The sequence below is a fragment of the Aminobacter sp. P9b genome, from assembly GCF_045345995.1.
In the GTDB taxonomy this organism is placed as follows: Bacteria; Pseudomonadota; Alphaproteobacteria; order Rhizobiales; family Rhizobiaceae; genus Aminobacter; species Aminobacter niigataensis.
The window spans coordinates 1,423,749-1,449,883 of sequence record NZ_CP150082.1; the positions used below are offsets into that span (position 1 = coordinate 1,423,749).

The 26,135-nt window shown below is 65.0% G+C and carries 29 protein-coding genes and 1 pseudogene; 15 read left to right on the forward strand and 15 right to left on the reverse strand.

The window, feature by feature from the left end; all coding sequences use genetic code 11:
• Positions 1-157 precede the first annotated feature (157 nt).
• The 3 genes from WHT83_RS06950 to WHT83_RS06960 all read left to right on the forward strand — a co-directional run bounded on the left by WHT83_RS06950 (position 158) and on the right by WHT83_RS06960 (position 2,196).
• The gene (locus WHT83_RS06950) at positions 158-1,012 is read left to right on the forward strand and encodes a hypothetical protein (protein ID WP_108605589.1); all 855 of its coding nucleotides are present in this window, start codon (positions 158-160) and stop codon (positions 1,010-1,012) included.
• Positions 1,013-1,239: 227 nt separating this feature from the next.
• Positions 1,240-1,764 (forward strand): MarR family transcriptional regulator, encoded by a 525-nt coding sequence (locus WHT83_RS06955; protein WP_318762806.1) that lies wholly within the window; start codon positions 1,240-1,242, stop codon positions 1,762-1,764.
• Positions 1,765-1,854: 90 nt separating this feature from the next.
• The gene (locus WHT83_RS06960) at positions 1,855-2,196 is read left to right on the forward strand and encodes a DUF6616 family protein (protein WP_406873374.1); all 342 of its coding nucleotides are present in this window, start codon (positions 1,855-1,857) and stop codon (positions 2,194-2,196) included.
• Positions 2,197-2,253: 57 nt separating this feature from the next.
• Here WHT83_RS06960 and ybaL read toward each other — a convergent pair whose 3' ends face one another.
• A complete protein-coding gene (gene ybaL, locus WHT83_RS06965) occupies positions 2,254-4,056 on the reverse strand; it encodes a YbaL family putative K(+) efflux transporter (RefSeq protein WP_406873375.1) in 1,803 nt (600 codons plus the stop codon).
• A gap of 194 nt (positions 4,057-4,250) precedes the next feature.
• Complete coding sequence (locus tag WHT83_RS06970; protein ID WP_108605585.1) at positions 4,251-4,700, reverse strand: host attachment protein; 450 nt, start codon at positions 4,698-4,700, stop codon at positions 4,251-4,253.
• A gap of 222 nt (positions 4,701-4,922) precedes the next feature.
• Here WHT83_RS06970 and WHT83_RS06975 point away from each other — a divergent pair, with 222 nt between their 5' ends.
• The 6 genes from WHT83_RS06975 to WHT83_RS07000 are packed head-to-tail and all read left to right on the forward strand — an operon-like array spanning position 4,923 to position 9,869.
• On the forward strand, positions 4,923-5,150 hold the full coding sequence (locus tag WHT83_RS06975; RefSeq protein WP_159091515.1) for a hypothetical protein: 228 nt from the start codon (positions 4,923-4,925) through the stop codon (positions 5,148-5,150).
• Entirely contained in the window at positions 5,147-6,598 is a 1,452-nt protein-coding gene (gene cysG / locus WHT83_RS06980) for a siroheme synthase CysG (protein ID WP_318762803.1), read from the forward strand. Before WHT83_RS06975 ends, cysG begins: the two co-directional genes overlap by 4 nt.
• Positions 6,595-6,900, forward strand: a complete 306-nt coding sequence (locus tag WHT83_RS06985; RefSeq protein ID WP_108605583.1) for a DUF2849 domain-containing protein — start codon at positions 6,595-6,597, stop codon at positions 6,898-6,900. Before cysG ends, WHT83_RS06985 begins: the two co-directional genes overlap by 4 nt.
• Positions 6,901-6,915: 15 nt before the next feature.
• On the forward strand, positions 6,916-8,586 hold the full coding sequence (locus WHT83_RS06990) for a nitrite/sulfite reductase (RefSeq protein WP_183262999.1): 1,671 nt from the start codon (positions 6,916-6,918) through the stop codon (positions 8,584-8,586).
• Positions 8,561-9,319: a phosphoadenylyl-sulfate reductase gene (locus WHT83_RS06995; RefSeq protein WP_406873376.1), complete on the forward strand. Its 759-nt coding sequence runs from the start codon at positions 8,561-8,563 to the stop codon at positions 9,317-9,319. Before WHT83_RS06990 ends, WHT83_RS06995 begins: the two co-directional genes overlap by 26 nt.
• A 10-nt stretch (positions 9,320-9,329) precedes the next feature.
• Positions 9,330-9,869: a DUF934 domain-containing protein gene (locus tag WHT83_RS07000; protein ID WP_183262997.1), complete on the forward strand. Its 540-nt coding sequence runs from the start codon at positions 9,330-9,332 to the stop codon at positions 9,867-9,869.
• 2 nt (positions 9,870-9,871) lie between these two features.
• Here WHT83_RS07000 and WHT83_RS07005 read toward each other — a convergent pair whose 3' ends face one another.
• Positions 9,872-10,072, reverse strand: a complete 201-nt coding sequence (locus WHT83_RS07005; protein ID WP_108605579.1) for a hypothetical protein — start codon at positions 10,070-10,072, stop codon at positions 9,872-9,874.
• A gap of 257 nt (positions 10,073-10,329) precedes the next feature.
• On the opposite strand from WHT83_RS07005, the gene grpE reads away from it, so the two are divergent.
• From grpE to WHT83_RS07020, 3 genes are all read left to right on the forward strand, one after another.
• Entirely contained in the window at positions 10,330-10,962 is a 633-nt protein-coding gene (grpE, locus tag WHT83_RS07010; protein ID WP_108605578.1) for a nucleotide exchange factor GrpE, read from the forward strand.
• 121 nt (positions 10,963-11,083) lie between these two features.
• On the forward strand, positions 11,084-11,716 hold the full coding sequence (locus WHT83_RS07015; RefSeq protein ID WP_108605577.1) for a trimeric intracellular cation channel family protein: 633 nt from the start codon (positions 11,084-11,086) through the stop codon (positions 11,714-11,716).
• Between the two features lie 67 nt (positions 11,717-11,783).
• Complete coding sequence (locus WHT83_RS07020; protein ID WP_406873377.1) at positions 11,784-13,085, forward strand: NAD(P)/FAD-dependent oxidoreductase; 1,302 nt, start codon at positions 11,784-11,786, stop codon at positions 13,083-13,085.
• Between the two features lie 63 nt (positions 13,086-13,148).
• On the opposite strand, the gene WHT83_RS07025 is transcribed toward WHT83_RS07020, so the two are convergent.
• The 12 genes and pseudogenes from WHT83_RS07025 to sppA form a co-directional block, all read right to left on the reverse strand.
• Positions 13,149-13,625 (reverse strand): SRPBCC domain-containing protein, encoded by a 477-nt coding sequence (locus WHT83_RS07025; RefSeq protein WP_406873378.1) that lies wholly within the window; start codon positions 13,623-13,625, stop codon positions 13,149-13,151.
• Positions 13,626-13,653: 28 nt separating this feature from the next.
• Positions 13,654-14,007, reverse strand: a complete 354-nt coding sequence (locus tag WHT83_RS07030) for an MmcQ/YjbR family DNA-binding protein (protein ID WP_183262993.1) — start codon at positions 14,005-14,007, stop codon at positions 13,654-13,656.
• Positions 14,008-14,011: 4 nt separating this feature from the next.
• The gene (locus WHT83_RS07035; protein ID WP_183262992.1) at positions 14,012-14,893 is read right to left on the reverse strand and encodes a GNAT family N-acetyltransferase; all 882 of its coding nucleotides are present in this window, start codon (positions 14,891-14,893) and stop codon (positions 14,012-14,014) included.
• A gap of 150 nt (positions 14,894-15,043) precedes the next feature.
• A complete protein-coding gene (locus WHT83_RS07040; protein ID WP_406873379.1) occupies positions 15,044-17,332 on the reverse strand; it encodes an ATP-binding protein in 2,289 nt (762 codons plus the stop codon).
• Positions 17,333-17,421: 89 nt separating this feature from the next.
• Entirely contained in the window at positions 17,422-18,120 is a 699-nt protein-coding gene (locus WHT83_RS07045) for an SH3 domain-containing protein (protein WP_159091513.1), read from the reverse strand.
• Between the two features lie 344 nt (positions 18,121-18,464).
• Complete coding sequence (gene lspA, locus WHT83_RS07050) at positions 18,465-18,956, reverse strand: signal peptidase II (protein WP_406873380.1); 492 nt, start codon at positions 18,954-18,956, stop codon at positions 18,465-18,467.
• 9 nt (positions 18,957-18,965) lie between these two features.
• The gene (locus WHT83_RS07055; RefSeq protein ID WP_108605570.1) at positions 18,966-19,802 is read right to left on the reverse strand and encodes an RNA methyltransferase; all 837 of its coding nucleotides are present in this window, start codon (positions 19,800-19,802) and stop codon (positions 18,966-18,968) included.
• A complete protein-coding gene (locus WHT83_RS07060) occupies positions 19,799-20,716 on the reverse strand; it encodes a class I SAM-dependent methyltransferase (RefSeq protein WP_406873943.1) in 918 nt (305 codons plus the stop codon). The genes WHT83_RS07055 and WHT83_RS07060 overlap by 4 nt, the downstream gene beginning before the upstream one ends.
• A gap of 336 nt (positions 20,717-21,052) precedes the next feature.
• Entirely contained in the window at positions 21,053-22,018 is a 966-nt protein-coding gene (locus WHT83_RS07065; RefSeq protein ID WP_406873381.1) for an ornithine cyclodeaminase family protein, read from the reverse strand.
• 39 nt (positions 22,019-22,057) lie between these two features.
• Entirely contained in the window at positions 22,058-22,387 is a 330-nt protein-coding gene (locus WHT83_RS07070; RefSeq protein WP_108605567.1) for a lipopolysaccharide assembly protein LapA domain-containing protein, read from the reverse strand.
• 41 nt (positions 22,388-22,428) lie between these two features.
• Positions 22,429-22,713, reverse strand: a complete 285-nt coding sequence (locus WHT83_RS07075; protein WP_055981346.1) for an integration host factor subunit beta — start codon at positions 22,711-22,713, stop codon at positions 22,429-22,431.
• Between the two features lie 42 nt (positions 22,714-22,755).
• Positions 22,756-23,731: pseudogene (sppA, locus tag WHT83_RS07080) on the reverse strand (signal peptide peptidase SppA).
• A gap of 267 nt (positions 23,732-23,998) precedes the next feature.
• Between sppA and lptC the strand changes: the two are divergent.
• Genes lptC through lptB form a run of 3 tightly spaced genes read left to right on the forward strand, consistent with a single transcriptional unit; the run spans position 23,999 to position 26,089 of the window.
• On the forward strand, positions 23,999-24,718 hold the full coding sequence (lptC, locus tag WHT83_RS07085; protein WP_406873382.1) for an LPS export ABC transporter periplasmic protein LptC: 720 nt from the start codon (positions 23,999-24,001) through the stop codon (positions 24,716-24,718).
• Complete coding sequence (locus WHT83_RS07090; RefSeq protein WP_406873383.1) at positions 24,687-25,268, forward strand: LptA/OstA family protein; 582 nt, start codon at positions 24,687-24,689, stop codon at positions 25,266-25,268. The genes lptC and WHT83_RS07090 overlap by 32 nt, the downstream gene beginning before the upstream one ends.
• A complete protein-coding gene (gene lptB, locus WHT83_RS07095) occupies positions 25,268-26,089 on the forward strand; it encodes an LPS export ABC transporter ATP-binding protein (RefSeq protein ID WP_406873384.1) in 822 nt (273 codons plus the stop codon). The genes WHT83_RS07090 and lptB overlap by 1 nt, the downstream gene beginning before the upstream one ends.
• The last annotated feature ends 46 nt before the right edge of the window (positions 26,090-26,135 follow it).

Here is a 26,135-nt window from a genome sequence, read left to right on the forward strand (position 1 = left end):
CTGCCCACGGAATTCAGCCGCGGACATAGTGTTGCCCGAATGCTTCAGGTCGGGGAAAACCCGCCAGGGTTGTGGCCTGTCAGGTGCTCCTATTATTACGAATCGCTAATTTAGAGATATAGGATTCCCTTATCGAATCTCAGGCGAGGGGCCATCCGTGAAGACTCTTCTCTCAAGCGTCTGCCTTGCAGCGCTGACCACATCCGCATTTGCAGCAGATGCCCTGGCGCCGGTCGACGACACGGTCGTCCGCCAGATCTCGGGCTATGGTGAAATCTACGGCGGCGGTGTGTGGTTCGATGAATTCGACGACGGTGACATCTGGGCCTATGGCGGCGCCGTGCGCATCAACGTGCCCTTCGCCGAGCGCTGGAACGCACAGGGCGACCTCACCGTCGATGCCATCGACATCGAAGGCACCAGGCTGCACAGCATCGGCGGGGTCCTGCATCTCAACTGGCGCGATCCCGCATCTTACGCTGTTGGCGGCTTCGCCGAGGTCAAGACCTATGGCTTCTCCGATGGTGGCCCCGACCAGGATATCTGGGACTGGAAGGTCGGTCCCGAGGCTCAGGTCTATTTCGGCAACGTCACCCTTTACGGCCAGGCCTATTACGGTGGGCTTGAAGCTGACGGGCTGCCCTTCGACGTCGATCTGATGGGCATTCGCGGCGTGGCGCGCTACTTTGCGCAGGACAACCTGCGCTTCGACGCCGAGCTTGGCTTCCACCGGATGAATATCAGCCAGGGCGGCATGGAGCTGGATTTCGACGTCGTCGCCTTGGCTCTCCAGGCGACCTACCGCTTCACCGACACCCCTTGGTCGGTCTTCGGTCGTTATCAGTATGAAAACGTCTCGATATCGGAGGCGTCGGATAGCCTGGACCTGCACAAGCTCACGGTCGGCCTGCGCGCCAGCTTCGGCAGCGGAACGCTGCTCGACGAGGATCGCAACGGCGCCACGATGGACACCTACCGGCCGAATTTCGTCCTGCCACTCGTCGGCGGCTGACCGGCACTTCAGACGCAAAACGAAGCCGCGCAGGCAACTGCGCGGCTTTTGCTTGCCTGGACCTGCGCAGGCCGATTCAGTCGGCGGGGCTTGGGGCACGGGACGGTGTCCGCCGGCCTTCCACCATCCCCCGTCGATGGCGCGGGCGATCTCGCGTATTTCTGACTGTTGGGGCGAGGTCAGGCGCCGATTGACATATAGTACGGCGCCATACTATATGTCGACATATGACAATGCTTGAGCAAAAACACCTCGCTTTGCTGGACGAAGCCAAGCGCCGGGGCCAGCCCGAAACCGGCTTGCGGCTGTGCCTGGAAATTCTGGCGCTGTCGTCGGCGATCGACCGGGATTGTGCCGCACGCCTTGCCCCGCATCAGCTTTCCGAGGGCAAGTTCGTGCTGTTGTTCTTGCTGCACGATCGCCCCGAGGGGCTCTCGCCGCACGAGTTGGCCGAGCGCGCCGGCGTCACGCGCGCGACGATCACCGGGCTGCTCGACGGGCTCGAACGCGATGGTTTCCTTGCGCGCCATGCGGGTCTTGAGGACCGCCGCAAGGTCTCGGTGCGCCTCAGCGCCAAGGGACAGGCGGCGGCGCGTGTCCTGTTCGACGAGCATACCAAGTGGATCGCCACGCTGTTCGCCGGCTTCAGCGCCGACGACAGGCAGATGTTTGGCGATCTGCTGCGCCGTGTCTGGCAAAATCTCGATCCCACCGTGACACAGGCAAGCGCTCAAGCAGCCGAACCAGGCTGACCCGGCGTCCCACCGCCCCCATCAATCCCGCGTATGCCTGTGCGGCCGCATCCCGTGGCCGTGGGCAGCGCTTTATCGAAAGGAAACACCGTGGCGCACTATCTGGCCGAGCTCTATACCCCGAAACCCGCATGGCAGGCGCTCGACGCCGCCGGGCGGCAGGCCTTCTTCGAGGCCATAGGTGCCGGCATGGCTGCCTTGTCGTCGCTTGGCGTCGAGGCCATCGCACTGGGCGAAACCGATGCCACCAAGATGCATCCTGCGCCGTATCGCTTCTTCGCCATCTGGAGGTTCCCCGACAATGCCGCGTTGGATGCGCTGTTGCAGGGCATCGCCGCATCGGGATGGCACGATTATTTCGACACGATCAATGCGTCTGGACCCGGCACCGATCTGCCCGGCCATCTCGCCCAGCTCGCCGCCAGCAGGTGAAGCTGGTCATGCCGACACGGGGTCCGTCGGGCCTGATTGCTCGGACCCTCCGGCCGGTCAGGCCGCTACCGGCGCGCCTGGCTCCGGTTCGCCGGCCGGCGGCGTGCCGGCATTTGCCATCACCTGCTCGACGATCCCGCGCGCGATCTCGCGCTCGCCCATGATCACCTTGTCGGCACCAAGGCCGGTGAGGTGGTCGACCTCGGCGTCGGAATGGGCGCGTGCGATGATGACCATCGCGGGATTGGCGGCCTTGGCCTTGAGGATGATCTGGCCGGCCTCGAAGGCATTGGGGATGGCCAGGATCAGCCGCCTGGCCCCGGCAGCATTGGCGGAGGCGAAGACTTCGCCCTTGACCGCGTTGCCGGCGACAGTCTCGATCCCCTCGGCCTTGAGCCTGGCGATCGTCTTGTCCGCATCCTCGATGACCAGGAACTCCATTCCGGCGGCCTTCAGCGACTGGCCGACGAGCGAGCCGACGCGGCCGTAGCCGATCAGGATCGTATGGCCGGTCAGCTTGGTCGGCGGCGGCGCGTCCTCGTCGTCCTTCACAGGCACGGTCGTCGTGGTCGCAACCTCGCCGGGTTCGGTCGCCGGGCCGATCGGGACGGCTTCGACGGCTTCGGGGATGCCGGCGCGCTTTTCGAGCCAGGGCTTCAGCCTGGCAGCGCCGGCAAAGGCCAGCGGATTGAGTACGATCGACAGGATGGCGCCTGCCAGGATCAGGTCGCGGCCCTGCTCTGGCAAGAGGTTGAGGCTGACGCCGAGGCCGGCCAGCATGAAGGAGAACTCGCCGATCTGCGCCAAACTTGCCGAAATGATGAGAGCGGTTGCGATGGGGTAGCCAAAGGCAATGACGATCAGGAAGGCCGCGACCGACTTGCCGATCAGGATGATGAACAGCGTGCCGAGGATCGGCCAGGTGTTGCTGAGCAGGCTGGTCGGGTCGAACAGCATGCCGACCGAGACGAAGAACAGCACCGAGAAAGCGTCGCGCAACGGCAGCGTCTCTTCCGCCGCCTGATGGCTGAGTTCGGACTCGCTCATCACCATGCCGGCGAAGAAGGCGCCAAGCGCCAGCGACACTCCGAACAGCTTTGCGGCACCGAAGGCGACGCCGAGCGCGATTGCCAGCACCGACAGGCGGAACAGTTCGCGCGAGCCGGTATGGGCGACGTAATGCAGCAGCCAGGGAATGATGCGGCGTCCGACGACCATCATCAGCACGACGAAGGCCGCGACCTTGGCAAGCGTGATGCCCAGCACGCCCCATACGCCGACGTCGAAGCCCAGCGCGAGGATGTTGGGCGCCTGCGATGCCTGCTGCTCGCCGCCGAGCACGCCGGCCAGCGCCGGCAGCAGCACAAGCGCCAGCACCATCGCCAGGTCCTCGACGATCAGCCAGCCGACGGCGATGCGGCCGCGCTCGGTCTCGATCATGCGCCGCTCCTGCAGCGCCCGCAGAAGCACCACGGTAGAGGCGACCGACAACGCCAGGCCGAAGACGAGGCCCGCGCCCAGCGACCAGCCGAGCATCCAGGCGAGGCCGACGCCAAGTACCGTGGCAAAGGAAATCTGCACGACCGCCCCGGGCACCGCGATGGCGCGCACCGATAACAGGTCCTTGAGCGAGAAATGCAAGCCGACGCCGAACATCAGCAGGATGACGCCGATCTCGGCGAGTTCCAGTGCCAGCTCCTGGTCGGCGACGAAACCGGGCGTGTTCGGCCCGACCAGCACGCCGGCGATCAAATATCCGACGAGCGGAGGCACTCTGAAGCGGTTGGCGAGTGCGCCGAAGATGAATGCCAGCCCCAGACCGGCGACGATAGTAGCGATGAGGGGCGTGTCATGCGGCATTGTCCCGGCGGCACCTTTCGGAAAGTCAAAATTGTGTGGGGTGCGGCGGTGAAATCCGCTGCATTTCCAATATGGTGGACGCAGGTCAGCATGCGCAACCCTGTGCGGCCAAGAAACTTGGCTCGTGCCGAAAAAAAGTGCCGGCATCGCTGCCGGCACTCCTCGCCTGGTTGCTGGGGAACTACTTCTGCGGGTCAAGCCGCCATCAGGATCGTCTCGATGTCGGACACGCTGTGATTGGTCAGCGTCTTCGGAATTTCGGCTGAGACGCGCTCATCGACTTCCTTGTGCAGCTTCTTGCGCAATTCGCCGAGCACCAAGGGTGGCGCCACCAGTACGATCTCCTGGAAATCGCCGGCATGGGCGAGCTTGTACAGGCGAGCTGCGATTTCGTCGGCGAAGCGCTCCTTGGCGACCCTGTGCCAATCGGTGTCGTCGACCGCGCTGCGATGGATCGAAGGGCCGTCGCTGTAGCGGCCGGGGCGATCGCTGCCCTGCTCGCGCGTCGGCGGGTTGTCCTGCTCCATCTCGCGCACGACCTCAAGGTTCGGATATTTGGTGTCGCCCTGGTTCTTCAGGAACAGCGCCTTTTCGCCATCTGCCACCAGCACCCAGATCCCGTGCTTCAGATTGATGTGCGTCATCTCGTGCTCCTTCTTGTCCGCATCGTCCCCGCTTGGTGAACGCGGGGGCGACGGCACGGTTCCGAATGACGGCCGCGATGGCGGCGAAGGGCATCTGCCCGTAATTCTACTAATTTGGTAGAAATTAGGAAAAACGCGTTTCGGGGCACCATCGTCTTCCTTGCGAGCAAGCACTATGGATTGGCGATCTGTGCGGGCGGCACCTGGCCGCGGACCCGGTGAATGCAGGCGATTGTCGGGCTTCGCAGAGGCAGCCGGCTGCCAATGGCCGCAGCAGCGAGGCAGGGATTGAAATACCCTGGCATCGCCGCGGTGGAATATTTTTCTCCTCGGGCTGGGGCGCGGGCAAAAGCGATTGCCTCCCATCTCGACGCGCGCGAGTGCATTTCTTCTGCAGCGCAGCAATGGCGGCTAGAAATGACGGGTATTCCGGAAACCCTCGCGTCATGACTCAAGCCGCCGCCAAGTTGAACGCCTTCCCGATCTTCCTCAAGGTCGAAGGCGAAGCCGTGGTCATCGTCGGCGGTGGCGACGAGGCGCTGGCCAAGGCGCGGCTGCTCGGCCAGTCGAGCGCCGAAATCCGCATCATCGCCGATCATGTCGAGCCGCAGCTCCGCGACTGGATTGCCGCCAACGGCGCGACCCGTATTCACGCTGCCTATGACGCCTCGCTGATTGGTCGTGCCGTCATGGTCTTCGCCGCGACCGGCAACGAAGCGCTCGATCGCCGCATTTCCCAGGACGCACGCGAGCTCGGCATCGTCGTTAACGCGGTGGACCGTCCTGAACTCTGCGATTTCTTCACGCCCGCGCTCGTCAATCGTGCGCCGGTAGCCGTCGCCATCGGCACCGAAGGCGCAGGGCCGGTCCTCGCCCAGATGATCCGCGCTCGCATCGACCGCATGCTGTCGCCCCAGCTTGGCGCGCTGGCCACGCTGGGTGCCAGCTTCCGTGATTCCGTCGAGCGTTTGTTGCCCAAGGGCAATGTCCGCCGCGGCTTCTGGCGCGAGTTCTTTGAAGGCGTCCCCGCCCGGACGCTGGACAACGGTACCCTGGCCCAGGCGCATGACGCGGCGACCGAACTCCTGTTGCAGAACGGCGAAGCCAAGGGCCATGTCGCGCTCGTCGGTGGCGGCCCCGGTGCCGAGGACCTTTTGACCCTGCGCGCCCATCGCCTGCTGATGGAAGCCGACGTTATCGTCCACGATGCGCTGGTGCCCGAGGCGGTGATCTCTATGGGCCGCCGTGACGCAGAACGCCTGCCAGTCGGCAAGCGCAAGGGCTGCCATTCCAAGACCCAATCCGAGATCAACGACCTGCTGGTCGAACTGGCCCAGGCAGGCAAGCGCGTGGTGCGCCTCAAGTCGGGCGATCCGCTGGTCTTTGGCCGTGCCGGCGAAGAGATGCAGGCGATGCGCGATGCCGGCGTCTCCTACGAGGTCGTGCCGGGTGTCACCTCGGCCTTTGCCGCTGCCGCCGATTTCGAGCTGCCGCTGACGCTGCGCGGCGTCACCTCTTCGATGGTCTTCACCACCGGCCACGACCTCAAGGGCGGCTCGCTACCCGACTGGGCCAAGCTTGCCATCTCGGGCGCTACCGTTGCCGTCTATATGGGCCGCTCGGTCGCCGCCGATGTCGCCGGCCGGCTCATCGATGCCGGGCTGTCGCCCGACACGGCGGTTGCCGTCGTCGAGAATGCCAGCCTGAAGAACCGCCGCCGTTTCCATGGCACGCTCGCCGACCTGCCGTCGCTCGAAGCGCGCAGCGATCTCGATGGACCTGTCATGACCATCATCGGCGATGCGGTCGCCGGCGCCAATTTCGAACTTTCCGAGCCGCTGGCGGCACACAGGCACGAACAGGCCGCGCGTGCGGCGCTCGAAGGAAGCAGGGCATGAAGATCCTTACCGCCAACCGGCTGACCGACGGCGAGGCCGTATGGTTCGCAGCCGACGGCACCTGGGCCGAGACCATCGATGTCGCCGAGACCGTCGACGACAAGGCAGGCGAAGCCCGCCTCGAAGCAATCGGCAAGGCCGCCCACGACAACAACGAGGTGGTCGACGTCAACCTGATCGACGTGTCGCTGGTCGGCGGCACCATACGCCCCCTGAGGCTGCGCGAGGCGATCCGCGCTGCTGGCCCGACCAACCGCCTTGACCTTGGCAAGCAGGCCCGGCCCTCGGCCGGTGCCGCCTGAGACCGGAAGACGACCATGTACCGTTACGACGAGTTCGACCATGATTTCGTGAAGGCCCGCGTCGCCGAATTCAGCGACCAGGTCGAGCGCCGCCTTGGTGGCGAGATCACCGAGGATCAGTTCCGGCCGCTGCGCCTGATGAACGGCGTCTATCTCCAGCTCCACGCCTACATGCTGCGCATCGCCGTGCCCTACGGCACGTTGAACTCGAAGCAGATGCGCATGCTCGGCCACGTCGCCCGCAAATACGACAAGGGCTACGGCCACTTCACCACGCGCCAGAACATCCAGTTCAACTGGCCGGCCCTGTCGGATATTCCGGCGATCCTCGCCGACCTCGCTTCGGTCGAGATGCACGCCATCCAGACCTCGGGCAACTGCATCCGCAACGTCACCGCCGACCACTTCGCCGGCGCTGCCGCCGACGAGGTTGCCGATCCGCGTCCCTATGCCGAGATCCTGCGCCAGTGGTCGTCGGTGCATCCGGAGTTCTCGTACCTGCCGCGCAAGTTCAAGATCGCGGTGACCGGTGCCGAGCGCGACCGCGCCGCCATCCAGACCCACGACATCGGCCTGCATCTCAAAAAAAACGACAAGGGCGAGCTTGGCTTCGCCGTCTATATCGGCGGCGGCCAGGGCCGTACGCCGATGGTCGCCAGGAAGATCCGCGACTTCCTGCCGGAGGAACACCTGCTGTCCTACACCACGGCGATCCTGCGCGTGTACAACCTGCACGGCCGCCGTGACAACAAGTACAAGGCGCGCATCAAGATCCTGGTCCACGAGACCGGCGTCGACGAGATCACGCGTCAGGTCGACGCCGAATGGCAGGCGCTGAAGGACGGCGAGCTCAAGCTGCCGGAAGCCGATGTCGCTGCGATCCAGGCCTATTTCGCGCCGCCGGCACTGGCGGCGCGGCCCGAGGGCGACGAAGCTGTCAAGCTGGCGCGGCTCGATTCCAAGAGTTTCGGCGACTGGATCGACCAGAACGTCTTCACCCACCGCAATCCTGATTATGCTGCCGTCACGATTTCGCTCAAGGGCATCGGCGAGGTGCCGGGCGACGCCACCGACAGCCAGATGGAGGCCGTCGCCGACATCGCCGAGAGGTACGGCTTCGACGAGATCCGCGTCAGCCACGAGCAGAACCTGATCCTGCCGCATGTCGCCCGCGCCGACCTCAAGGCGGTCTACGACGCGCTGGTGGCGATCGAGCTTGCCACCGCGAATTCGAACCTGATCAGCGACATCATCGCCTGCCCGGGCCTCGACTATTGCGCGCTGGCCAATGCCCGTTCGATCCCGGTAGCACAGGAAATCTCGAAGCGCTTCGCCTCGCTCGAGCGCCAGCGCGACATTGGCGAACTGAAGCTCAAGATCTCCGGCTGCATCAACGCCTGCGGCCACCACCATGTCGGCCATATCGGCATTCTCGGCGTCGAAAAGAAGGGCGCGGAGCTCTACCAGGTGACGCTCGGCGGTTCGGCCGACGAACATACGTCGGTCGGCGAGATCATCGGCCGCGGCTTCGGCCCGGAAGAGATCACCGACGCCATCGAGACGATCGTCGAGACCTATCTTGCGATCCGGCTCGACCGGTCGGAAAAGTTCCTCGACGCCTATCGCCGCATTGGCCCGGCGCCGTTCAAGGAGGCGCTTTATGCTAGCGAAGCCAAGGCAGCCTGACGCCGACATCGAAGCGCAGGTTCTGGCCGAAGCCGCATCGCTCGACGCGCTCTACGGCAATCTCTCGCCGCTGGAGATCATCGAGCGTACGGCCGGCGACCGCTTTGCCGGCGAAATTGCCGCCGTTTCCTCGTTCGGCGCGGATTCGGCGGTGCTGCTGCACCTGATCTCCGAAGTCGACCGCAACCTGCCGGTGATCTTCCTCGATACCGGCAAGCATTTCGGCGAAACGCTCGACTATCGCGACGCGCTGGCCGCCGATTTCGGCCTGACCGACATCCGGGTCATAACCCCCGACGAGGCGGCCCTGGCGCGCATCGACCCGACCGGCAATCTGCACCAGACCAGCACTGACGCCTGCTGCGACGTGCGCAAGGTCGAGCCGATGGCCCGCGGCGTCGAGCCCTTCAGTGCCTGGTTCACCGGCCGCAAGCGGTTCCAGGCGTCGACGCGCGCTGCCTTGCCGGTGATCGAGCAGATCGGCCCGCGCTTTCGCATCAATCCGCTGGCGCGCTGGACGACCTCGGATCTCGCTGACTACATGCGCAAGCATGCCTTGCGCGAGAACCCGCTGGTCGCCTACGGATACCTGTCGATAGGCTGCTTCCCGTGCACCCAGCCGGTCAAGCCCGGCGAGGATGCCCGCAGCGGGCGCTGGGCAGGCCAGGGCAAGACCGAGTGTGGTATACATCTCTCCGGCCTCGAACAGTCGCTGACCGACGCATCCCTCTAGGAATTCTGCAATGACCGACGTGACACCGGAGACCAAGACCCGCCTCTGGACCCCGGAGGGTTTCCGCGACGACGGCTGGATCCATGCCGAGGATGCCGGTGCCCTGGCCGGCAACAGCCGGGTCATCCTGTCGCTGCCCGCCTTCCTCGAACTCGATCCCCAGCAACGCGAGGCCGCCAAGGAGCGCCTTGGCGTGCTGCTGCAGCCGGGTGACCAGTTGGAGTCGATCGTGGACCTGCTCGACCAGCTGTCGCTGGTGGCGCTTGCCTTTCCGGCCTTCAACGACGGACGTTCCTTCTCGAAGGCCGAACTGCTGCGCAGCCGCCACGGCTTCGATGGTGCCGTTCGTGCGACCGGCCAGGTATTGATTGATCAGTTGCCGCATATGCTGAGGGTGGGCTTCGACGAGTTCGAGGTGTCGCATCCGGTGCTGCTGAAGCGGCTTGAAGCGGGGCAGGTCGGCGGCTTGCCGCTGCACTATCAGCCCGCGACGAAGCCGGCGGACAAGGGTGCCGGCTATTCATGGCGACGGGTGCAGGCCAAAGCCTGAATCTAGGGTTTTGGATGAGGTTGCGTCCGCTCAGCCGCTTCCAGCCTGTCGAGCAGGCGGCGAAGCTTTTGTGGCAGATCGTCCTCAGCCTGGAATGCCGGCAACGCTTCCAGAACGCGCAGATTGCTTTCCGTGGCCAGTTCGCCTCGGATGTTGGTCGCCAACTTGGCTGTTGCGATTTTGTTGATGCGTCTGCTCGGCATGGCAAAGGACCTGTTCCTTCCTCGGCAAAACTCCTGCCAAATGCAAATGGTTCCCAAATCGATCGCCCGCCATGGCAATGGTCGGCCTCTATGGTAAAACTTGAATTAACATTGAAGTATGGGGGCTTGCCGGACCGCCGCTCGGGGCGGCGAAAGGGCGCGGCATCGCGCCCGGCGGCCCTTGCCCCTTGATTTTTGGCCCCCGAACCTCGATATCGGGCGCAACTTCCAACGTATCCGAATAACGGGAATTGGCGATGAGCGACCAGGCAAAAGACGAACGCGCGCCCGACGAGACGGCGGCTGTCGAGGCCCAGGCCGAAAAGATCGAGGGCGGCGTCGATGGCGATTATGAAGCCGTCGTGCGGCTGCTGAAAGAAAACGAGGAACTGAAGGACCGCGCCCTGCGCACGGTTGCCGAGATGGAGAACCTGCGCCGCCGCACCGCGCGCGACGTTCAGGATGCCCGTGCCTATTCGGTGGCCAACTTCGCCCGCGACATGCTTTCGGTTTCCGACAATCTGCGCCGCGCCATCGAAGCGGTTTCCGACGAGGCCAAGGCTGCCGGCGGCGCTGGACTTGCAAGCCTCATCGAAGGCGTCGAGGTGACCGAGCGTGCGATGCTCACGGCCCTGGAACGCCATGGCGTGCGCAAGCTCGACCCGCAGGGCGAGAAGTTCGATCCCAATTTCCACCAGGCGATGTTCGAGGTGCCGAACCCCGACGTGCCGGCCAATACGGTCGTGCAGGTCGTGCAGTCCGGCTACACCATCGGTGATCGCGTGCTGCGTCCGGCCATGGTCGGTGTCGCCAAGGGCGGCCCCAAGCATGTCGCCGAGGCTCCGGCGGAGCCCGGCCCGGTCAACGAGCAGGCCGAGAAGGACGCGTAGGCAGCGAATAGCGAATAGGGAGTAGCGAATAGGGAATTGGCGGGTAATGTGGCTGTAAAGCCGGGGTGCCTGCAATGTTCTTCTTTTATTCGCTACTCACTACTGCCTATTCGCTCCCTTCATGAATCCGCTGCTCTACCTCGACTATGCCGGCGTGGCGGTGTTTGCCGCCACGGGCGCGCTTGCCGCCTCGCGCAAAGAGCTCGACGTCATCGGCTTCCTGTTCCTGGCGAGTTTCACCGGAATCGGCGGCGGAACGGTCCGCGACGTCATCCTTGGCTTGCCGGTGTTCTGGGTGGTCAACCCGGCCTATGTGCTGGTCTGCGCCGCGATCGCGGTGCTTGTCTTCTTCACCGCTCATCTTGTCGAATCCCGCTACAAGCTGCTGCTCTGGCTCGATGCCCTGGGCATGGCCGCCTATGCCGCCATCGGTGCGGCGAAAGGCCTGGAAGCCACCGGCTCGCCGACGGTTGCCATCATCATGGGCATGCTGACGGCGACCTTTGGCGGCATCCTGCGCGACCTGCTCGCCGGCGAGCCGTCGGTCCTGCTCAAGCCCGAGATCTATGTCTCGGCGGCGATGGTGGGGGCAGGCATCTACACGCTGGCCGAGCTCGCCGACCTGCCGCCCGAGGTGTCGGCGGTCGTCGCCTTTGTCGCCGCCTTCATGGTGCGTGGCGGTGCGCTGAAATTCGGCTGGACCTTCCCGGCCTATCGCAGCCGCCCCGGGCGGAGGCCGGAAGACATTCCATGATCTTCGGAGCTATACCTGCCCGCGAGGCTGGCTCTACTATGCCTAGGGAAGGCAGAGGACAGCATCCATGCAGCATCGAGTAGTGGTCGTCGGCGCGGGCTTCGGCGGTCTGGAAGTCGTCAAGGCGCTGGCCGGCGCGCCTGTCGGCATCACCCTCATCGACCGGCGCAACCATCACCTGTTTCAGCCTCTGCTCTATCAGGTGGCCACCGCCTCGCTGGCGACATCGGAGATCGCCTGGCCGATCCGCTCGGTGGTGCGGGACAGGCCCGAGGTTACGACGGTGCTGGCGAATGTGACGGGCGTCGATGCCGCGCGCCGGCACGTGTTGCTCCAGGACGGCAAGACGGTGCCCTACGACACGCTGGTGCTGGCGACCGGTGCCCGCCACGCCTATTTCGGCCATGACGAATGGGAGCCTTTCGCCCTTGGCCTGAAGACCCTCGAGGATGCAACGACCATCCGGCGGCGCATCCTGATGGCGTTCGAGCAGGCCGAGCGCGAGACCGACCCAACCAGGCAGGCGGCGTTGCTGACCTTCGTCATCGTCGGCGCCGGTCCAACCGGCGTGGAAATGGCCGGAACGATCGCCGAGCTGGCGCGGGACACGCTGCGGCGGGAGTTTCGCAACATCGACACCGCCAGGGCCCGCGTCGTGCTGATCGAGGCCGGACCGCGGGTGCTGGCAGGCTTTCCCGACGATCTCTCGGACTACGCCCTTCGTTCGCTGCGCAAGCTCGGCGTCGAGGTCGAGCTCGGTCGCGCGGTTTCCGACTGCACGGCTGACAGCGTCGCCTATGGCGACGTTCGCCTGGCCACCAGAACCATCATCTGGGCCGCCGGCGTGCGCGCCTCGCCCGCCGCCGAGTGGCTGGATGCGCCGGCCGACAGGGCAGGGCGCCTCGAGGTGATGCCCGACTTGACGGTGACCGGTCATCCCGACATTTTCGCCATTGGCGACGTGGTGACGGTGGTAGGCCCGACCGGCAAGCCCGTGCCGGGCATTGCGCCTGCCGCCAAGCAGGAGGGCAAGCATGTCGCCGGCATCATCAAGGCACGGATGGGCGGCAAGACCGAGCCAATGCCGTTTCGCTATCGCCACCAGGGAAGTCTTGCCCAGATCGGCAAACGGCGCGCGGTGATCGACTTCGGTCGCATCAAGCTGCGCGGCGCATTGGCGTGGTGGTTATGGGGTGCCGCCCATATCTACTTCCTCATCGGCTCGCGCGCCCGGTTGAGTGTGGCAATCAACTGGCTCTGGATTCATGCCCGCAACCAGCGCAGCGCACGGCTGATCACCCAGGGCGAGGCCGCCGACCTGTCGCTTGGCAAGGAGGCCGAGCCGCCCGCGCCAGGCAGGATTAGCTGACGCTGCCCGCGCCGATCGTGAACCACGCCTCAAACGCCACAGTTTGCCAGCCGGGTTCCCGTCCTACGTTTCGGTAAAAGCGGCCAGGTTTTCGAGCGAAGAGGCGATGCCCTCGCGATGGTCGTCCTCGCCGATTCCCGGCGGCACATCCTCGCACCGGACAGTGACTTTTGTGCCGCCTTTGACGGGCTCCAGCAGGGTGACGATCCGCATGCTCCCGGCAAAGGCGGGGTCATCCGATTCGAACGCGATGAGCTCGACGACGTGGCTGTTGGGCACCAGCTCGACGAAGCGGCCCTCGAAGACGTCGGCGCTGTCGGTGGTCTTGCCGTGCGAACCGGCACCTTCGTAGATGAAAGCCATGCGAAAGGTGCCGTCTTGGCGGGGTTCGAAGGCCAGGATTTCGGCCCGCATGCCCTTTGGCGGACGCCAGCTTGCCACGGCTTCCGGGTCCACCAGCGCGCGATAGATAACCTCGGGCGGAGCCTTGATGATCCTTGACCCGATATCGGTCCGCCGGGTCTCCCGGGTATTCGTCATCCTTCGTCCCCTCCGTCTCCCCGGCCGTTCAGGCCGTCGCTTGCCGTGCCTTGACCAGGCTTTTGGGCGCCTGCATCAGCCAGGCGCGTTCAAGCCGTGTCCTCAACTGATCGAGCGGGATGTCGTGGACGCGGACCAGCATTGCCGGCCAGCCCTTGTAGTGGGCGGTCTCGAAATAGAGATGCGGATCGGCCTCCATCAGCATCTCCTTCTCTTCCAGCGCACACATCACCGCGACCGTGTCGGCATCCTTGACGCGGCAGAGGAATTTCTTGCGGACGTGAAGAGACGGCGTGCCGTAGGACGTGCCCTCAACCACCTCCGCCAGCCCCTCGGCCGCTGCGCGCAGCTTGTCGAAGGCGGGCTGGAGGTTGTCGGCCATGATGCTAAGCGGCGAAGCGCTGCGTTTCACCGCCATAGTAATTGATGTAGCGGGTGCCGATTTCCTTGACCGGCATGACGACAAAGACGTCGACGGTGCCGAAATCATGGTCGATGACGCAGCCGTCGCCGATCTTGGCGCCGACGCGCAGATAGCCCTTGACCAGCGGCGGCATGGCCGTGATCGCCGCCTTGGCATTGACCGCCTCGATCGGCATCAGGTCCATCTGGCAATAGCGCCCGGCGACCGCGCGCACGTCCCAGTCGGCGCTGGTGCGGCAGTGATGGGCGAGATAGGTCAGCGCCTCGGCATGTGCCGCCGGCACCGTGCCGTGGAACGAGGCGCAGCCGGTCATGACGTCGATGTCGTAACGGTTGAGATAGGCCCAGATGCCCTGCCACAACGCCTCGATGGTCCGCTTCGAGCGGTATTCCGGCAGCACGCAGGAGCGGCCGAGTTCCAGGAAGCGCTGGCCGGGATGGCGGGCGATCAGCTTGTTGAGCTCGAATTCGTCGTCGGAGTAGAAGCCGCCGGCTTCAGTAGCGCGTTCCTGGCGCAACAGGCGGTAGGTGCCGACGATACGGCGATGCTCGGGGCCGTTGATCGAGGTGTCGAAGACGAGAAGATGGTCGCAAATGTCGTCGAACCGGTCGGCATCGCGTCGGTCGATCGAGTGCAGCGCCTGCTTCCTTGCACCGAGTTCGTCGAAGAACACGCGATAGCGCACTTCCTGGGCCGCCGCGATCTCTGATTCGTTGCGGGCGAGGCGAACCTCCAGTGTTCCGATCCGTCCGAGCGGCGCTTCAGGCAACAGAGGTTTGGAAGGCACGGTCACCTTGGCGCCATTGGCTTTCTGAGTGTCACTGTCCGGCAAGGCTGTATGCACGGGTGATTCTCCTTCGAGCCATCCCTCCTGGCGCGGGGATACGGTGTCGGTGCTACAGGATTGTGACAGTATCGTGATCGACCCGCCCGGGCAAGACTTGGTCGGGCGGCAAGAGAGCCTAGCCGGCTAGGAAAATCAGGCAGTTGTAGTTCAGGCTGCCGCCCGTTGCTCGACAAGGTTGATCAGTACGTCGGGGTCGAGTGGCTTGGTGACAAAGCCGCTGGCGCCATGGGCAAGCACTGCATGGCGGGTCTTTTCCTGGCTGTCGGCCGACAGGACGAGGATCGGCACCGCGGCAAGGCCATGCTGTTCTTCATGCCTGCGGATGGCCGAAATCGCGTCCAGCCCGTCCATCACCGGCATGTGCATGTCCATCAGCACGACGTCATAGCGGCGCTTGCGGGCGGCCCCTGTCACGGCTTCGACGGCGGCCTTGCCGTTGCTGACGACGTCGACCCGGTGACCCGCCTTCAACAATGCCGCACGGGCCAGCATGGCATTGATCTCGTTATCTTCGGCGATCAGCACCGAAAGCCCCTGCAGGTGGCGGCTCGCAGCCGGCTTTGCCGCGGCGCGGCGGCTGGTCGGCTGCGGCTGCAGTCCATTTTGGTTCGCCAAGAGCACACGGAGCAAGGTCTCGGCGCGCACCGGCCTGGCAAGGAAGGTCGAGTAGCCGCTGGCGCGCAATTCGCCCAGCAGGCCGCGGTCGGTAGGCGCAATCAGCGTCACGGCCTCGCTCGCCGCGAAGCCGTTCTCGCGCAATTGCCTGAGCACCCGGCCGTCGTTTTCTTCCATCGCCGCATCGACGAGGATCGCATTGCAGCCGTCGGAAATGGCGGCTGCCTGTTCCGGGGTGACGACGACATTGGCGCGACCGCCATGGGCGCGGATGGTGTCGGCGATCGCTTCGGCCTCGGTGGCGTTCCTGGACAGGATCACGGCGCAGCGGCCGGCCAGGACATCGGTTTTGGCCGGCGTTCCGTCGGTGGCGCCATAGGCGGGCAGGTCGAAGAAGAACTCCGAGCCTTCGCCGGGCATGCTCCTGGCGGCGATGGTGCCGCCCATCGACATGACCAGCCGCTTGGAGATGGCAAGACCGAGGCCGGCGCCGCCATGCGAGCGGGTGGAGGTGCCGTCGCCCTGCTCGAACTCCTCGAAGATGCGCTCCATGTCCTCGGCGCGCAGGCCGGCGCCGGTGTCGGTGACAGTGAAGCGGATCCTGCCGGGGTGTTCGTCGCCGGTCCGCTCGACCGTGAGGCGCACGCCCCCGGCGTCGGTGAACTTGATGGCGTTGCCGATCAGGTTGAGCAGCACCTGGCGCACGCGGCCGGGATCGGCGGTGATCATCTGCGGCACGTCGGGTGCGACGTGGCAGCCAAGGCCGATGCCCTTGCCGTAGGCGCGCGCGGCCAGCAGTTCGACCACGTTGTCGGCGATCTCGCGCGGCGACATCGGCTGCGGCTCTGGGTCGAACCGGCCGGCCTCGATCTTGGAATAGTCGAGCAGGTCCTCGATCAGCGCGAGCAGGGCGCTTGCCGATGTCGAGATTGCGCCGACATAGGTGCGCTGCTCGGGCGAAAGCTCGGTGTCGTGGAGCAGCTTCGCCATGCCCATGATTCCGTTCATCGGCGTACGGATTTCGTGGCTGACGGTGGCGAGGAAGCGTGACTTGGCCTGGCTCGCATATTCGGCGCGCTCGCGTGCGCTGATCAGCGCCGTTTCGGCGCGCTTGCGGGCGGTGATGTCGCGGGCGATGGCCCGGTGCGACACGGCGTTGCTGGTCTTGTCGCGCACCGACAGCTCGATCCACGAGAACCAGCGCACCATGCCCGCCGAGCGGATGCCGACATCGGTCGAGCTCAGGCACTCCCCCTCCGAGAAGGCGGCATCCGGCACCACGCCGACATCTACGCCGATTTCAGACAGGGTGCGGCCGGCGAGGTCGCGCTGGTCCTGCCCGATAAGCTCGGCGAACACCTTGTTGGCGTAGACGATGCGGCCGTCGCGGTCGCGGTGCACGACCAGGTCGCCGAGCGCGTCGATGAGACCGCGGAAACGCTCCTCGCTTTCCTGCAATTCCCACATGCGGTCGGCGAGCGTTTCGATCTCGGCGCGGCTGCGCGAGGCGTTTTCGCTGATCGCTTCTGCGGCACGTTCACGCTCGCCCAGGCTACGGGCGAGCAGCACCAGGCCGCTGAGGCCGGCCGCAAGCAGGCCGATGCTGATGAACGCTGGCGCACCGGTCAGGTGGGAAAGGCCGGCAAGGACGAGCACGGCGACCAGGGTGGTGAAGTAGAGGCCGCGCGGCGGCTCCTTCAGCAGTTCCGGCGCCAGCGGTGGCGGCGAGATGATGCGACGGTGCGACATCGCGGCGCCGGCGCCGATATCGGCGGCACCTTGCGTCGTCGTTCCTTCCGCGGTCTTGGACTCCGTCATCATGGCGGAATGCTAGCGCGGAGAGCTTAGGGAAGATTTGGGCGGATAGTTCGAATTTTAGCGGTCGCGCTTTTTGGCTGTGACCGTGAGAACTACTGGACGTAGCTCTTGTAGACGTAGCCGCGCTTGCCGTTGAAAACGATTTCGCACCATTGCGTGCACGAGACCACTTCGACGGCGGTCTTGGCGGGTATGACGCCCAGGACCGCGCCACCTTTCTGGGGCTTGGCGCGCATGTTCACCGAGCGTTTGACCGTGCCGCCGCGCGTGCCCTCGGTGGTCTTTATCTCGGCCTGGAGCGCCTTGACGGCTGAGGTCTCGCCGGGATCGGTCTCGGCGTGGGTTTCGGCCAGCGCGAGTGGTGCGGTTTCGCTGAGATCCCTTGCGATCACCTTTTCGGCGCCGGGGATTGCCGGCATCGCCTCGAGCGGCTGGGTCGCGCCTGCGGCCACGACCTGCGCCCAGCGCGGATCGGCCGCCAGCGGCATGTCGGACGCTTCCGACGCGGACGCTTCCGAAACCAGGATCGAACTGCGCGAGGTGGCAACCCGCTCCTTGCGGCCGGTTGGTTCGGCTGTAATGGTTGTGATCTTTTCTTTTGCCGGCTCGGCAGCGGCCTGCTGGATCTCCTGCACCGCGTCGACGGACTGCTGGCCCATATGCGGGAGGATGAACAATGCAGAGACGGCGGTGACGCTCATCAGCGCGGTCATGGCCAGGACGCCGCAGACCAGGCCACGGTTAGGCGCGTTCTCGCGCCACGAGGCTGTCTCGGTCTTTGTGAACATCATAGCGGAGCGCGGCTGATTCGCTGCGCCCAACCCGAAGGGCATTTTCACAAGCAACTCTCCACTCAGGCCCCAAGCGCTCGCAATATCGAGCGTCCCCACCTGTCGTTTCGACCCGCAAATCTTCGCCACGTGGCCGCAAGACAGTTTAGGCGGTGCCTTTCGGCCCGTCCGCCGAACGCACCATGATCACCGATTGTGGCAGAGCTTGGACCCGATTGCGACCTTCGTCAAAAAATTCTTAACCGCTAAATGAAGTCTGTGGGAAAATTCCGTCTAACTTCACGTAGAGATAACTGAACGTAAGACAACTTGATCCGGCCCGGATTGGCGGTGCGACGGCAGAATTATTCGTCGGATGGGGCCGCCTGGTGGCGACTGCGCCGCCACGCCAGGAACTCGTCCAGCACGACCAGTGCTGCGCCGACCGAGATGAAAACGTCGGCAAGATTGAAGATGGCGAACGACCACACCGGCGTGTGGAACAGGATGTAGTCGATGACGTGGCCGTAGACGGTGCGGTCGATCAGATTGCCCAGTGCCCCGCCGACGATCAGCGCGAAACCGAAGCGGGATATGATCTGCGCCGGGGTCGTGCGGATGGCCAGGTAGCTCACGAAGGCGATGACGATGCCGGTCAGCACGATGAGGCCGGTATCGCCGACGTTTGAGAACATCGAAAAGGCGATGCCGGTATTGTAGGTGCGGTAGAGCGCCAGGAACGGCAGCACGTCCACTTTCTCGTGCATGACGAGCATGGTCTCGACGAGCAGCTTGATCCACTGGTCGAGTGCGACGGCGAGTATCGTCACGAGCCCATAGAATGCGGCTGGCTTCACATGGGGCTCCTAAAGCTTCAGGGCGTTGCGCCGGATCTCGAACAGCATGACGCCGGTGGCCACTGCCAGGTTGAGCGAATCGGCGCGGCCCGCCTGCGGGATGCGCAGCAGCTTGTCGCAGCCATTGGCCAGATTGTCGGGCAGGCCCTGCTGCTCGTTGCCCATCATCAGGAGCACCGGGCGGTTGCCGAAATCGACGGAACGATAGTCGACCGCGCCCTTGAGGTGTGTGCCGGCGACGGTACCGGGGAAATCCTTGCGCCAGGCGAGGAAGCCCTCGGGGGTGGTCTTGGCGACCGGCACGGCAAAGATCGACCCCATCGTCGCGCGCACGGTTTCGAGCGAGAACGGGTCGGTGGTTTCGCCGACCAGGATCACGCCTTTGGCGCCGACGGCATCGACGGTGCGGATGACGGTGCCGAGATTTCCCGGGTCGCGGACCCGGTCCAGCGCCACCCAGACGTCATTGCTGTGCGGGCGAATGTCCTTGAGCGGCACGAAGCGCTGCGTGAACACGCCGACCACCGCCTGCGGATTGTCGCGCCGGGTGATCGCCGTAAGCACCTTTTCGGAGACCTCGAGCACGTCGCCGCCCAAGGCGACGGTGCGCGCCGCGACTTTCTCGACGGCCTGGTTGCCCAGCGCCGACTTGGCGAAGATCAGCGTCTTGATCGTCCAGCCGAGATCGAGCGCGTCGATGACCAGCTTCAGGCCTTCGGCCATGAAGGCGTTCTGCTGGTCGCGGAATTTCTTGAGCGCCAGGGCCTTGATGTCCTTGACCAGCGGATTGGCCAGGCTCGTCACTTCCTTGACGCGGCCGGGCGCCCCGGTGCGGTGTTCGCTCATTGGGCTACCCAGCGCGAGAAAAGCGATGTGGACAGGGCTCGGCCGGCCGACTTCTCGCGGATGACCAGTTCGCCCGATTCGATGGTGCCGCCCATGCCGGCGAAGGTGTCGCGCATCAGGGCATGGATGGCGAAGAACGAGGCGCGGATCGAATAGGCCGTCAGCACCACTGCCAGCGGCTTCGGCGTCAGGATCGAGCGGCAGATGTCGGTCATGGCGGGCAAGCTCTCGAACAGTTGCCACACCTCGCCCTTGGGGCCGCGGCCATAGGCCGGCGGATCGAACAGGATGATGTCGTAGCGGCTGCCGCGGCGCTCCTCGCGCTCGACGAACTTCATCGCGTCCTCGCAGATCCAGCGGATCGGCTTGTTGGCGAGGCCTGCCATCTCCTGGTTCTCGCGGGCCCAGCCGATGGCCTTCTTGGAGGCGTCGACATGGGTGACTTCGGCGCCGGCGCGTGCCGCGACCAGCGAGGCCACACCGGTGTAGCCGAACAGGTTGAGCACCTTGACCGGGCGTTTGGCGTCCTCGATCAACCGCGCCATGTGGTCCCAGTGCCTCGCCTGCTCGGGAAACACGCCGACATGGCGGAACGAGGTGAAGCGGCCCTGATAGTGCAGCCCGTCATGGCGCATCGGCCAGGTCTCGCCGAGCGGTGCCTTCGGGAAACGCCAGCGGCCAAGGCCTTCTTCGTCGGTGTCGCCGGTGAAGACGGCGTCGGCGCGCTCCCATTCCTTGGCCGGCAGCGCACGTTGCCAGATAGCCTGGCCCTCGGGCCGGACGATGCGATAGGGGCCGTATTGTTCGAGCTTCTCGCCGTCGCCGCTGTCGAGCAGGGCATAATCGTCGTTGGGCGCGACCTCGAGGATCAGCGGCAGGCGTTCGGCCGGCAAGGCACCTTCGCGTCGCACCAGCTTGCGCGGTTCCGCCTTCGGCTCCGGCTGATGGTCCTGTCTTGGAGCCGGGCGCTGCTGTTCCGGCTTGCGCTCCGGCTGCCGTTCGACGCGGTCGCGCGCCTGCGCGGGCGCGGCACCGCCCTTGCGGGAGGGCTGCGGGCGGCTGTCGCGGCGTTTGTCACGCGGGTGCTTCAAGGAAAAATCTCTCCGGACGATTGGCCGCTTTTGACACAGGGCACCGCACGCCGCAACCTGACGGGAGGTCGCGCGCCCGGACAGGACGATTTCCGGCAGGGCCGTAGCTGCGCGTTCGGCAGCAGAAAGCCAGCTCTGTGATCGCCAGGGTTCGCGGGGCTATGCCTTAAGCGCCTTATAGACGGCGATGCCGGCGGCGAGGTCCTCGAGTGCGGCGCCCACCGACTTGAACAAGGTGATCTCGTCCGCCGACTGGCGGGCCGGCTTCTGGTCGCGGGCGAGTTCGTGCAGGTCGGCGACGATGTCGTCGGCCTTGAGCACGCCCGCGGCAATCGGCTGGACGATGTCGCCGGCTTCCTTGGTGGCGCCGGCGCGGGTGTCGACATAGACACGGGCCTTGGCGATTGCGTCGTCGTCGGCCTCGCGCATGCCCGGCGTGAAGCCGCCGACGAGGTCGACATGCGCTCCCGGCTTGAGCTTGGCGCCCTTGACCAACGGCACCGTCGAGATCGTGCCGGCGGTGATGATGTCGGCCCATCCGAGTTCGGCGTCGAGATCTGATACGGCTTTCGCCTCAAAACCGTCGCCGCGCAGCGAGGCGGCAAGCTTCTCGGCGTTGGCAAGTGTCCGGTTCCAGACGCGGATCTCCTTGATCGGCCGCACCGCGGCATGGGCGCGGGCAAGGAACTGGCACTGCGCGCCGGCGCCGATCACCAGCAGCTTCGAGGCATCCTCGCGCGCCAGGTAGCTTGCTGCCAGCGCCGAGGCGCAGGCCGTGCGCCATTGCGTCAGGCGCGGACCATCCATCAGCGCCTGCGGTTCGCCGGTGACCCCGTCGAGCAGCAGGTAGAGCCCGACCACGGCGGGCTTGGCGACGTCGTTGTTGTCGGGCGAGACGGTGACGATCTTGACGCCGATATGGCCCTCGGCGGCAGCGCCCGCAGCCTTGAAGTCGGTCCAGGCGGGCATCAGCAGCAGCGTCGAATCGGTGCCTTGGGCACGCTCGACGGTGTGATGGTGGCGCACCGGCTGCACCGCGCCCTCGCGGAAGGCGGTGCGCAATGTCTCGACCAATCCGGGAAAGGTCAGCGCCCGGTCGATGTCGCCGGCCGAAAAGTGCAGCATGGAATTCTCCTTGAAAAGGCGCTCACGCGCCGGAGCGGATCAGTTGGGGCGCGGCAGGGCCGGGCCTTGAGCAACCGGAGGCCGCTGGGCCGCTGCCTGGCGCAGGCTTTCGGCTTCGAGACCGCGCTGGCGCGCCACCTTGCGGTAGCGGCCCTGCTTGAACCAGGTCACCGCGCCGCCGAGGATGACGCCGAGCGCCAACGCCAGGAACAGCAGCACGAACAGCGGTGCCTGAACCGTCAGCGCCGGGTTGCCCGGGTTGAACGGATCGAGCGTGAAGGCGGTAGGGGCGCGGTTGGCCACGGCGAGTGCGATGAGCACGATCGCCACCGGCACGAACACCACGATGAGCATGAAGCGATTGAACATGAATCTTCCCGTTTGAGCCCCCGGGGCGGCCGCACGCCGGCCTATTTCGCCGAGTTCAGCCGCTCGCGCAGCTCCTTGCCGGTCTTGAAGAACGGCACCCACTTTTCCTCGACCTCGACGGATTCGCCGGTGCGCGGGTTGCGGCCGGTGCGGGCCGGACGGTTCTTGACCGAGAACGCACCGAAGCCGCGCAGTTCGACACGGTTGCCGTCGGCCAGCGCATCGGTGATTTCGTCGAAGATGGCGCTGACGATGTTCTCGACATCCCGCAGGAAAAGATGCGGATTGCGTGTCGCAATGATTTGCACCAGTTCAGACTTGATCATGAGCGCGGTCCCCGTCGAAATTATGATGATTTTGCTTGTTTTTCAGTCGCCTGACACGGCTTTTTCAGCCTGCCAGAGCGACAGCATACCGTCAAGGAACAAGCGTTCCGCGCCCATTTCCCTGAGCAGTTCGGCGGAGAAGTCGCCGACGCCGAGCGTGCGGCCCAGCGCCTGCGCCAGTGCGCGCGGCAGGAACATGCTGCCGCTGCCTGCCGGCTTCCATTCGACCACCGACAGCCTGGCGTCGACACCCTTGGTGCCGAGCCATGCGATGGCCTGGTCTTCGCCGCCGACCTCGTCGATCAGCTTCTTGGCAAGCGCCTGGCGCCCGGTGAATACCGAACCGTCGGCGAGCGCGGTGGCTTCCGCCTTCGACATCGAACGGCGCTCGGCGACGATGCCGACGAACCAGTCGTAGCTGTCGAGGATCATGTTGCGCATCATCGCGCGTTCTTCCTCGGTCGTCGGGTTGAAGGGCGAGGGCTCGGCCTTCAGCGGCGACGACTTCACTTCTTCCAGCTTGATGCCGAGCTTGTCCATGAGGCCGGTCAGGTCGGGAAACTGTACCAGCACGCCGATCGAGCCGACGATCGACGACTTTCGCGCGACGATGTGGTCGGAAGCCGAGGCGATCATGTAGCCGGCCGATGCTGCCAGCGTACCGACCTGGGCGACGACAGGCTTTTCGGCGGCCAGCTTGCGAACGGCATCGAAGATCGCCTCGCCGCCGGCGGTGGTGCCTCCGGGCAGAATCGATCGACAGGATCACGCCCTTGACCGAACTGGACTTGCGCACCTGGTCGAGCCGGTCGAGCAGGTCCTCGTCCTCGGTGATGGTGCCTTCGATCTTGACCTTGGCGATATGATCGCTGGCCACACCGGGAATTCTCTCGCCGGCAAGCCATGTCGACAGGCCGACAATGGCCAGTCCGGCGATGAGGAAGGCTGCGATACGCCAGAAAGTGAGCTTGCGCCGCAACCGGCGTCGGTCGATCAGATCGTCGGCTTTCATGGACATTGCGGGCCTCGCATGCTGTGCAAGCCTGCGCTTTTATCGCAACGGTTTGGCGAGAGCCACCGCTTTCCTGACGCAGCTGCCGTTGCGGGACCTTGGATTTGTAAGGTAAATAGCCATATTCGGGTTTGCATTTCGGCAGCCGGATGCGCGTCTATTGCGCGTCCGGCCGCAACTCTTTGACCTTATGGTCATATTTTTGTGGCTTTCATCCGTTTCACCGTGCCGGCCTGAAGGCGGCCTGGAATAGTTCGAAGAAGGACATTTGCGTTGGCGCGACCAATCGAGACGAGCGGCGGCGGAAGCGGCGTTGCGGTGGACACCGCGATCGCGCTTGCGACGTCGCGCGCCGATGCCTTCGATCTTGCCGCGCGGCATTCGCGCCGGGTCCGCGTCCTCAAGCGCGCCTTGCCGGCAGCCGCGGTGACGCTTGCCGTCCTGTTCGGCGGCTATTCCTATCTTGCCGCACCGCCCTCCCTCCAGGTCAAGGCCGAAGGGGCCGCCTTCTCGGAGGGCAAGCTGGTGATGGCCAAGCCCCAGCTCAGCGGTTTCACCCGGGACAATCTGCCCTATTCGATGACAGCCGAGCGCGCGGTTCAGGATCCGGCCAACCAGGGCGTCGTCGAATTGCATGGCATCGACGCCAATCTGCCGCTCTCCGCAGACAACGTCGCCGAGGTCGATGCGGCACGCGGCGTCTACGACCGCGTAGGCAATACGCTCAACCTGACCGAGCAAGTAACCGTAACGACCAGCGACGGCATGGTCGCCAAGCTTAAATCGGCGTATCTCGACATGGGCAGCGGTGCGATGAAGACCGACGAACCGGTCGAAATAACCCTTGACGGTTCGAAGATCACGTCCGATTCGATGTCGATGCTTGAGAACGGCAAGGTGGTCGTCTTCGAGAAGCGTGTGCGCATGGACATCGATCCGGCGCGAATGAAGGCGGCACAGAATGGCAGCGGAGGCGGGAGTGCGGCAAATTAGGTCTTGGCGGTCATTGGCCGCCCTAGCATGCGCAGGGGTGGCGCTTTGCGTGACGGGTGCTTACGCCCAGGACAGCCAGAGCAGGCTTTCGGGCCTCAAGCTGTCGGGCGACCAGCCGATCCAGATCGAGAGCGACAAGCTTGAGGTCCGCGAATCGGAGAATCTTGCGATCTTCACCGGCAATGTCAGCGTCACCCAGGGCCCGACGGTGATGAAGTCGGGCAAGATGACCGTCTACTACGCCAAGGATGGCGGCTCGGCGGCCACCGGTTCGGCCAACATCGATCGGCTCGAAGTCGACGACAAGGTCTATGTGAAGTCCGACAAGCAGGTTGCCACCGGCGATCGCGGCACCTTCGACATGAAGACCGAGGTGCTGGTGATGTCGGGCAAGGAAGTCGTCCTGTCCGAAGGCGACAACGTGCTCGTCGGCTGCAAGCTCACCGTCCAGATGAAGACCGGTCTCGCCCAGGTCGACGGCTGCAACAAGGGCGCCAAGGGCAACGGCCGCGTCATGATGTCGATCACGCCGGGTTCGCAGAAGAAATAATGACGGAGGCATCCCCGCTGTTGTCGCGTCTGAAGCCTGGCTCGGCGCAGGAACTTGCCGCGCCCGCGACGATGGGCAGTGCCAGGAACGGCAAGTTCAAGGGCACCCTGATCGCCAAGGGCCTGACCAAGAGCTACAAGGGCAGGCAGGTGGTGTCGGGCGTGACGCTGGGCGTGCGTGCCGGCGAAGCCGTCGGCCTGCTCGGTCCCAACGGCGCCGGCAAGACGACCTGCTTCTACATGGTCACCGGCCTCGTGCCGGTAGACCAGGGCACCATCGAGATCGACGGTTTCGACGTGACGGCGATGCCGATGTATCGCCGTGCACGCCTCGGCATTGGCTACCTGCCGCAGGAAGCCTCGATCTTCCGCGGCCTTTCGGTCGAAAACAACATCCGAGCCATCCTCGAAGTGGTCGAGAAGAGCCGCAAGGAGCGCGAGAAGTCGCTCGATGCGCTGCTCGAGGAATTCCACATCAGCCACCTGCGCAAGGCCCCGGCGATCGCCCTTTCGGGCGGCGAGCGGCGGCGGCTCGAGATTGCGCGGGCTCTCGCCAGCCGGCCTAACTACATGCTGCTCGACGAGCCCTTTGCCGGCATCGACCCGATCGCCGTCGCCGACATCCAGCAGCTCGTCCGCCACCTGACCAAGCGCGGAATCGGCGTCCTGATCACCGACCACAACGTCCGCGAGACGCTCGGCCTCATCGACCGCGCCTACATCATCCATGCCGGCGAGGTGCTGACCCACGGCCGCGCTGATGAGGTCGTCGCCAATCCCGACGTCCGCCGCCTCTATCTCGGCGAGGGTTTTACCCTCTAGCTGGCGATTGCACAGCCTGCGCGCGAACCGGGCAGCGGTTTGTTGC

What these genes read in the sequence shown, in the direction of transcription:
- cysG (WP_318762803.1), top strand. Translation starts at nt 5,147, where the DNA reads ATGACTCAAGCCGCCGCCAAGTTGAACGCCTTCCCGATCTTCCTCAAG.
- WHT83_RS07030 (WP_183262993.1), bottom strand. Translation starts at nt 14,007, where the DNA reads ATGGCCGACAACCTCCAGCCCGCCTTCGACAAGCTGCGCGCAGCGGCC.
- WHT83_RS07020 (WP_406873377.1), top strand. Translation starts at nt 11,784, where the DNA reads ATGCAGCATCGAGTAGTGGTCGTCGGCGCGGGCTTCGGCGGTCTGGAA.
- ybaL (WP_406873375.1), bottom strand. Translation starts at nt 4,056, where the DNA reads ATGCCGCATGACACGCCCCTCATCGCTACTATCGTCGCCGGTCTGGGG.
- WHT83_RS07040 (WP_406873379.1), bottom strand. Translation starts at nt 17,332, where the DNA reads ATGATGACGGAGTCCAAGACCGCGGAAGGAACGACGACGCAAGGTGCC.
- WHT83_RS07070 (WP_108605567.1), bottom strand. Translation starts at nt 22,387, where the DNA reads ATGTTCAATCGCTTCATGCTCATCGTGGTGTTCGTGCCGGTGGCGATC.
- grpE (WP_108605578.1), top strand. Translation starts at nt 10,330, where the DNA reads ATGAGCGACCAGGCAAAAGACGAACGCGCGCCCGACGAGACGGCGGCT.
- WHT83_RS06995 (WP_406873376.1), top strand. Translation starts at nt 8,561, where the DNA reads ATGCTAGCGAAGCCAAGGCAGCCTGACGCCGACATCGAAGCGCAGGTT.
- WHT83_RS07000 (WP_183262997.1), top strand. Translation starts at nt 9,330, where the DNA reads ATGACCGACGTGACACCGGAGACCAAGACCCGCCTCTGGACCCCGGAG.
- WHT83_RS07025 (WP_406873378.1), bottom strand. Translation starts at nt 13,625, where the DNA reads ATGACGAATACCCGGGAGACCCGGCGGACCGATATCGGGTCAAGGATC.
- WHT83_RS07065 (WP_406873381.1), bottom strand. Translation starts at nt 22,018, where the DNA reads ATGCTGCACTTTTCGGCCGGCGACATCGACCGGGCGCTGACCTTTCCC.
- WHT83_RS07090 (WP_406873383.1), top strand. Translation starts at nt 24,687, where the DNA reads ATGGCAGCGGAGGCGGGAGTGCGGCAAATTAGGTCTTGGCGGTCATTG.
- WHT83_RS06975 (WP_159091515.1), top strand. Translation starts at nt 4,923, where the DNA reads ATGCAGGCGATTGTCGGGCTTCGCAGAGGCAGCCGGCTGCCAATGGCC.
- WHT83_RS06985 (WP_108605583.1), top strand. Translation starts at nt 6,595, where the DNA reads ATGAAGATCCTTACCGCCAACCGGCTGACCGACGGCGAGGCCGTATGG.
- WHT83_RS06970 (WP_108605585.1), bottom strand. Translation starts at nt 4,700, where the DNA reads ATGACGCACATCAATCTGAAGCACGGGATCTGGGTGCTGGTGGCAGAT.
- WHT83_RS07015 (WP_108605577.1), top strand. Translation starts at nt 11,084, where the DNA reads ATGAATCCGCTGCTCTACCTCGACTATGCCGGCGTGGCGGTGTTTGCC.
- WHT83_RS07075 (WP_055981346.1), bottom strand. Translation starts at nt 22,713, where the DNA reads ATGATCAAGTCTGAACTGGTGCAAATCATTGCGACACGCAATCCGCAT.
- WHT83_RS07005 (WP_108605579.1), bottom strand. Translation starts at nt 10,072, where the DNA reads ATGCCGAGCAGACGCATCAACAAAATCGCAACAGCCAAGTTGGCGACC.
- WHT83_RS06955 (WP_318762806.1), top strand. Translation starts at nt 1,240, where the DNA reads ATGACAATGCTTGAGCAAAAACACCTCGCTTTGCTGGACGAAGCCAAG.
- WHT83_RS07045 (WP_159091513.1), bottom strand. Translation starts at nt 18,120, where the DNA reads ATGATGTTCACAAAGACCGAGACAGCCTCGTGGCGCGAGAACGCGCCT.
- WHT83_RS06990 (WP_183262999.1), top strand. Translation starts at nt 6,916, where the DNA reads ATGTACCGTTACGACGAGTTCGACCATGATTTCGTGAAGGCCCGCGTC.
- lptB (WP_406873384.1), top strand. Translation starts at nt 25,268, where the DNA reads ATGACGGAGGCATCCCCGCTGTTGTCGCGTCTGAAGCCTGGCTCGGCG.
- WHT83_RS07055 (WP_108605570.1), bottom strand. Translation starts at nt 19,802, where the DNA reads ATGAGCGAACACCGCACCGGGGCGCCCGGCCGCGTCAAGGAAGTGACG.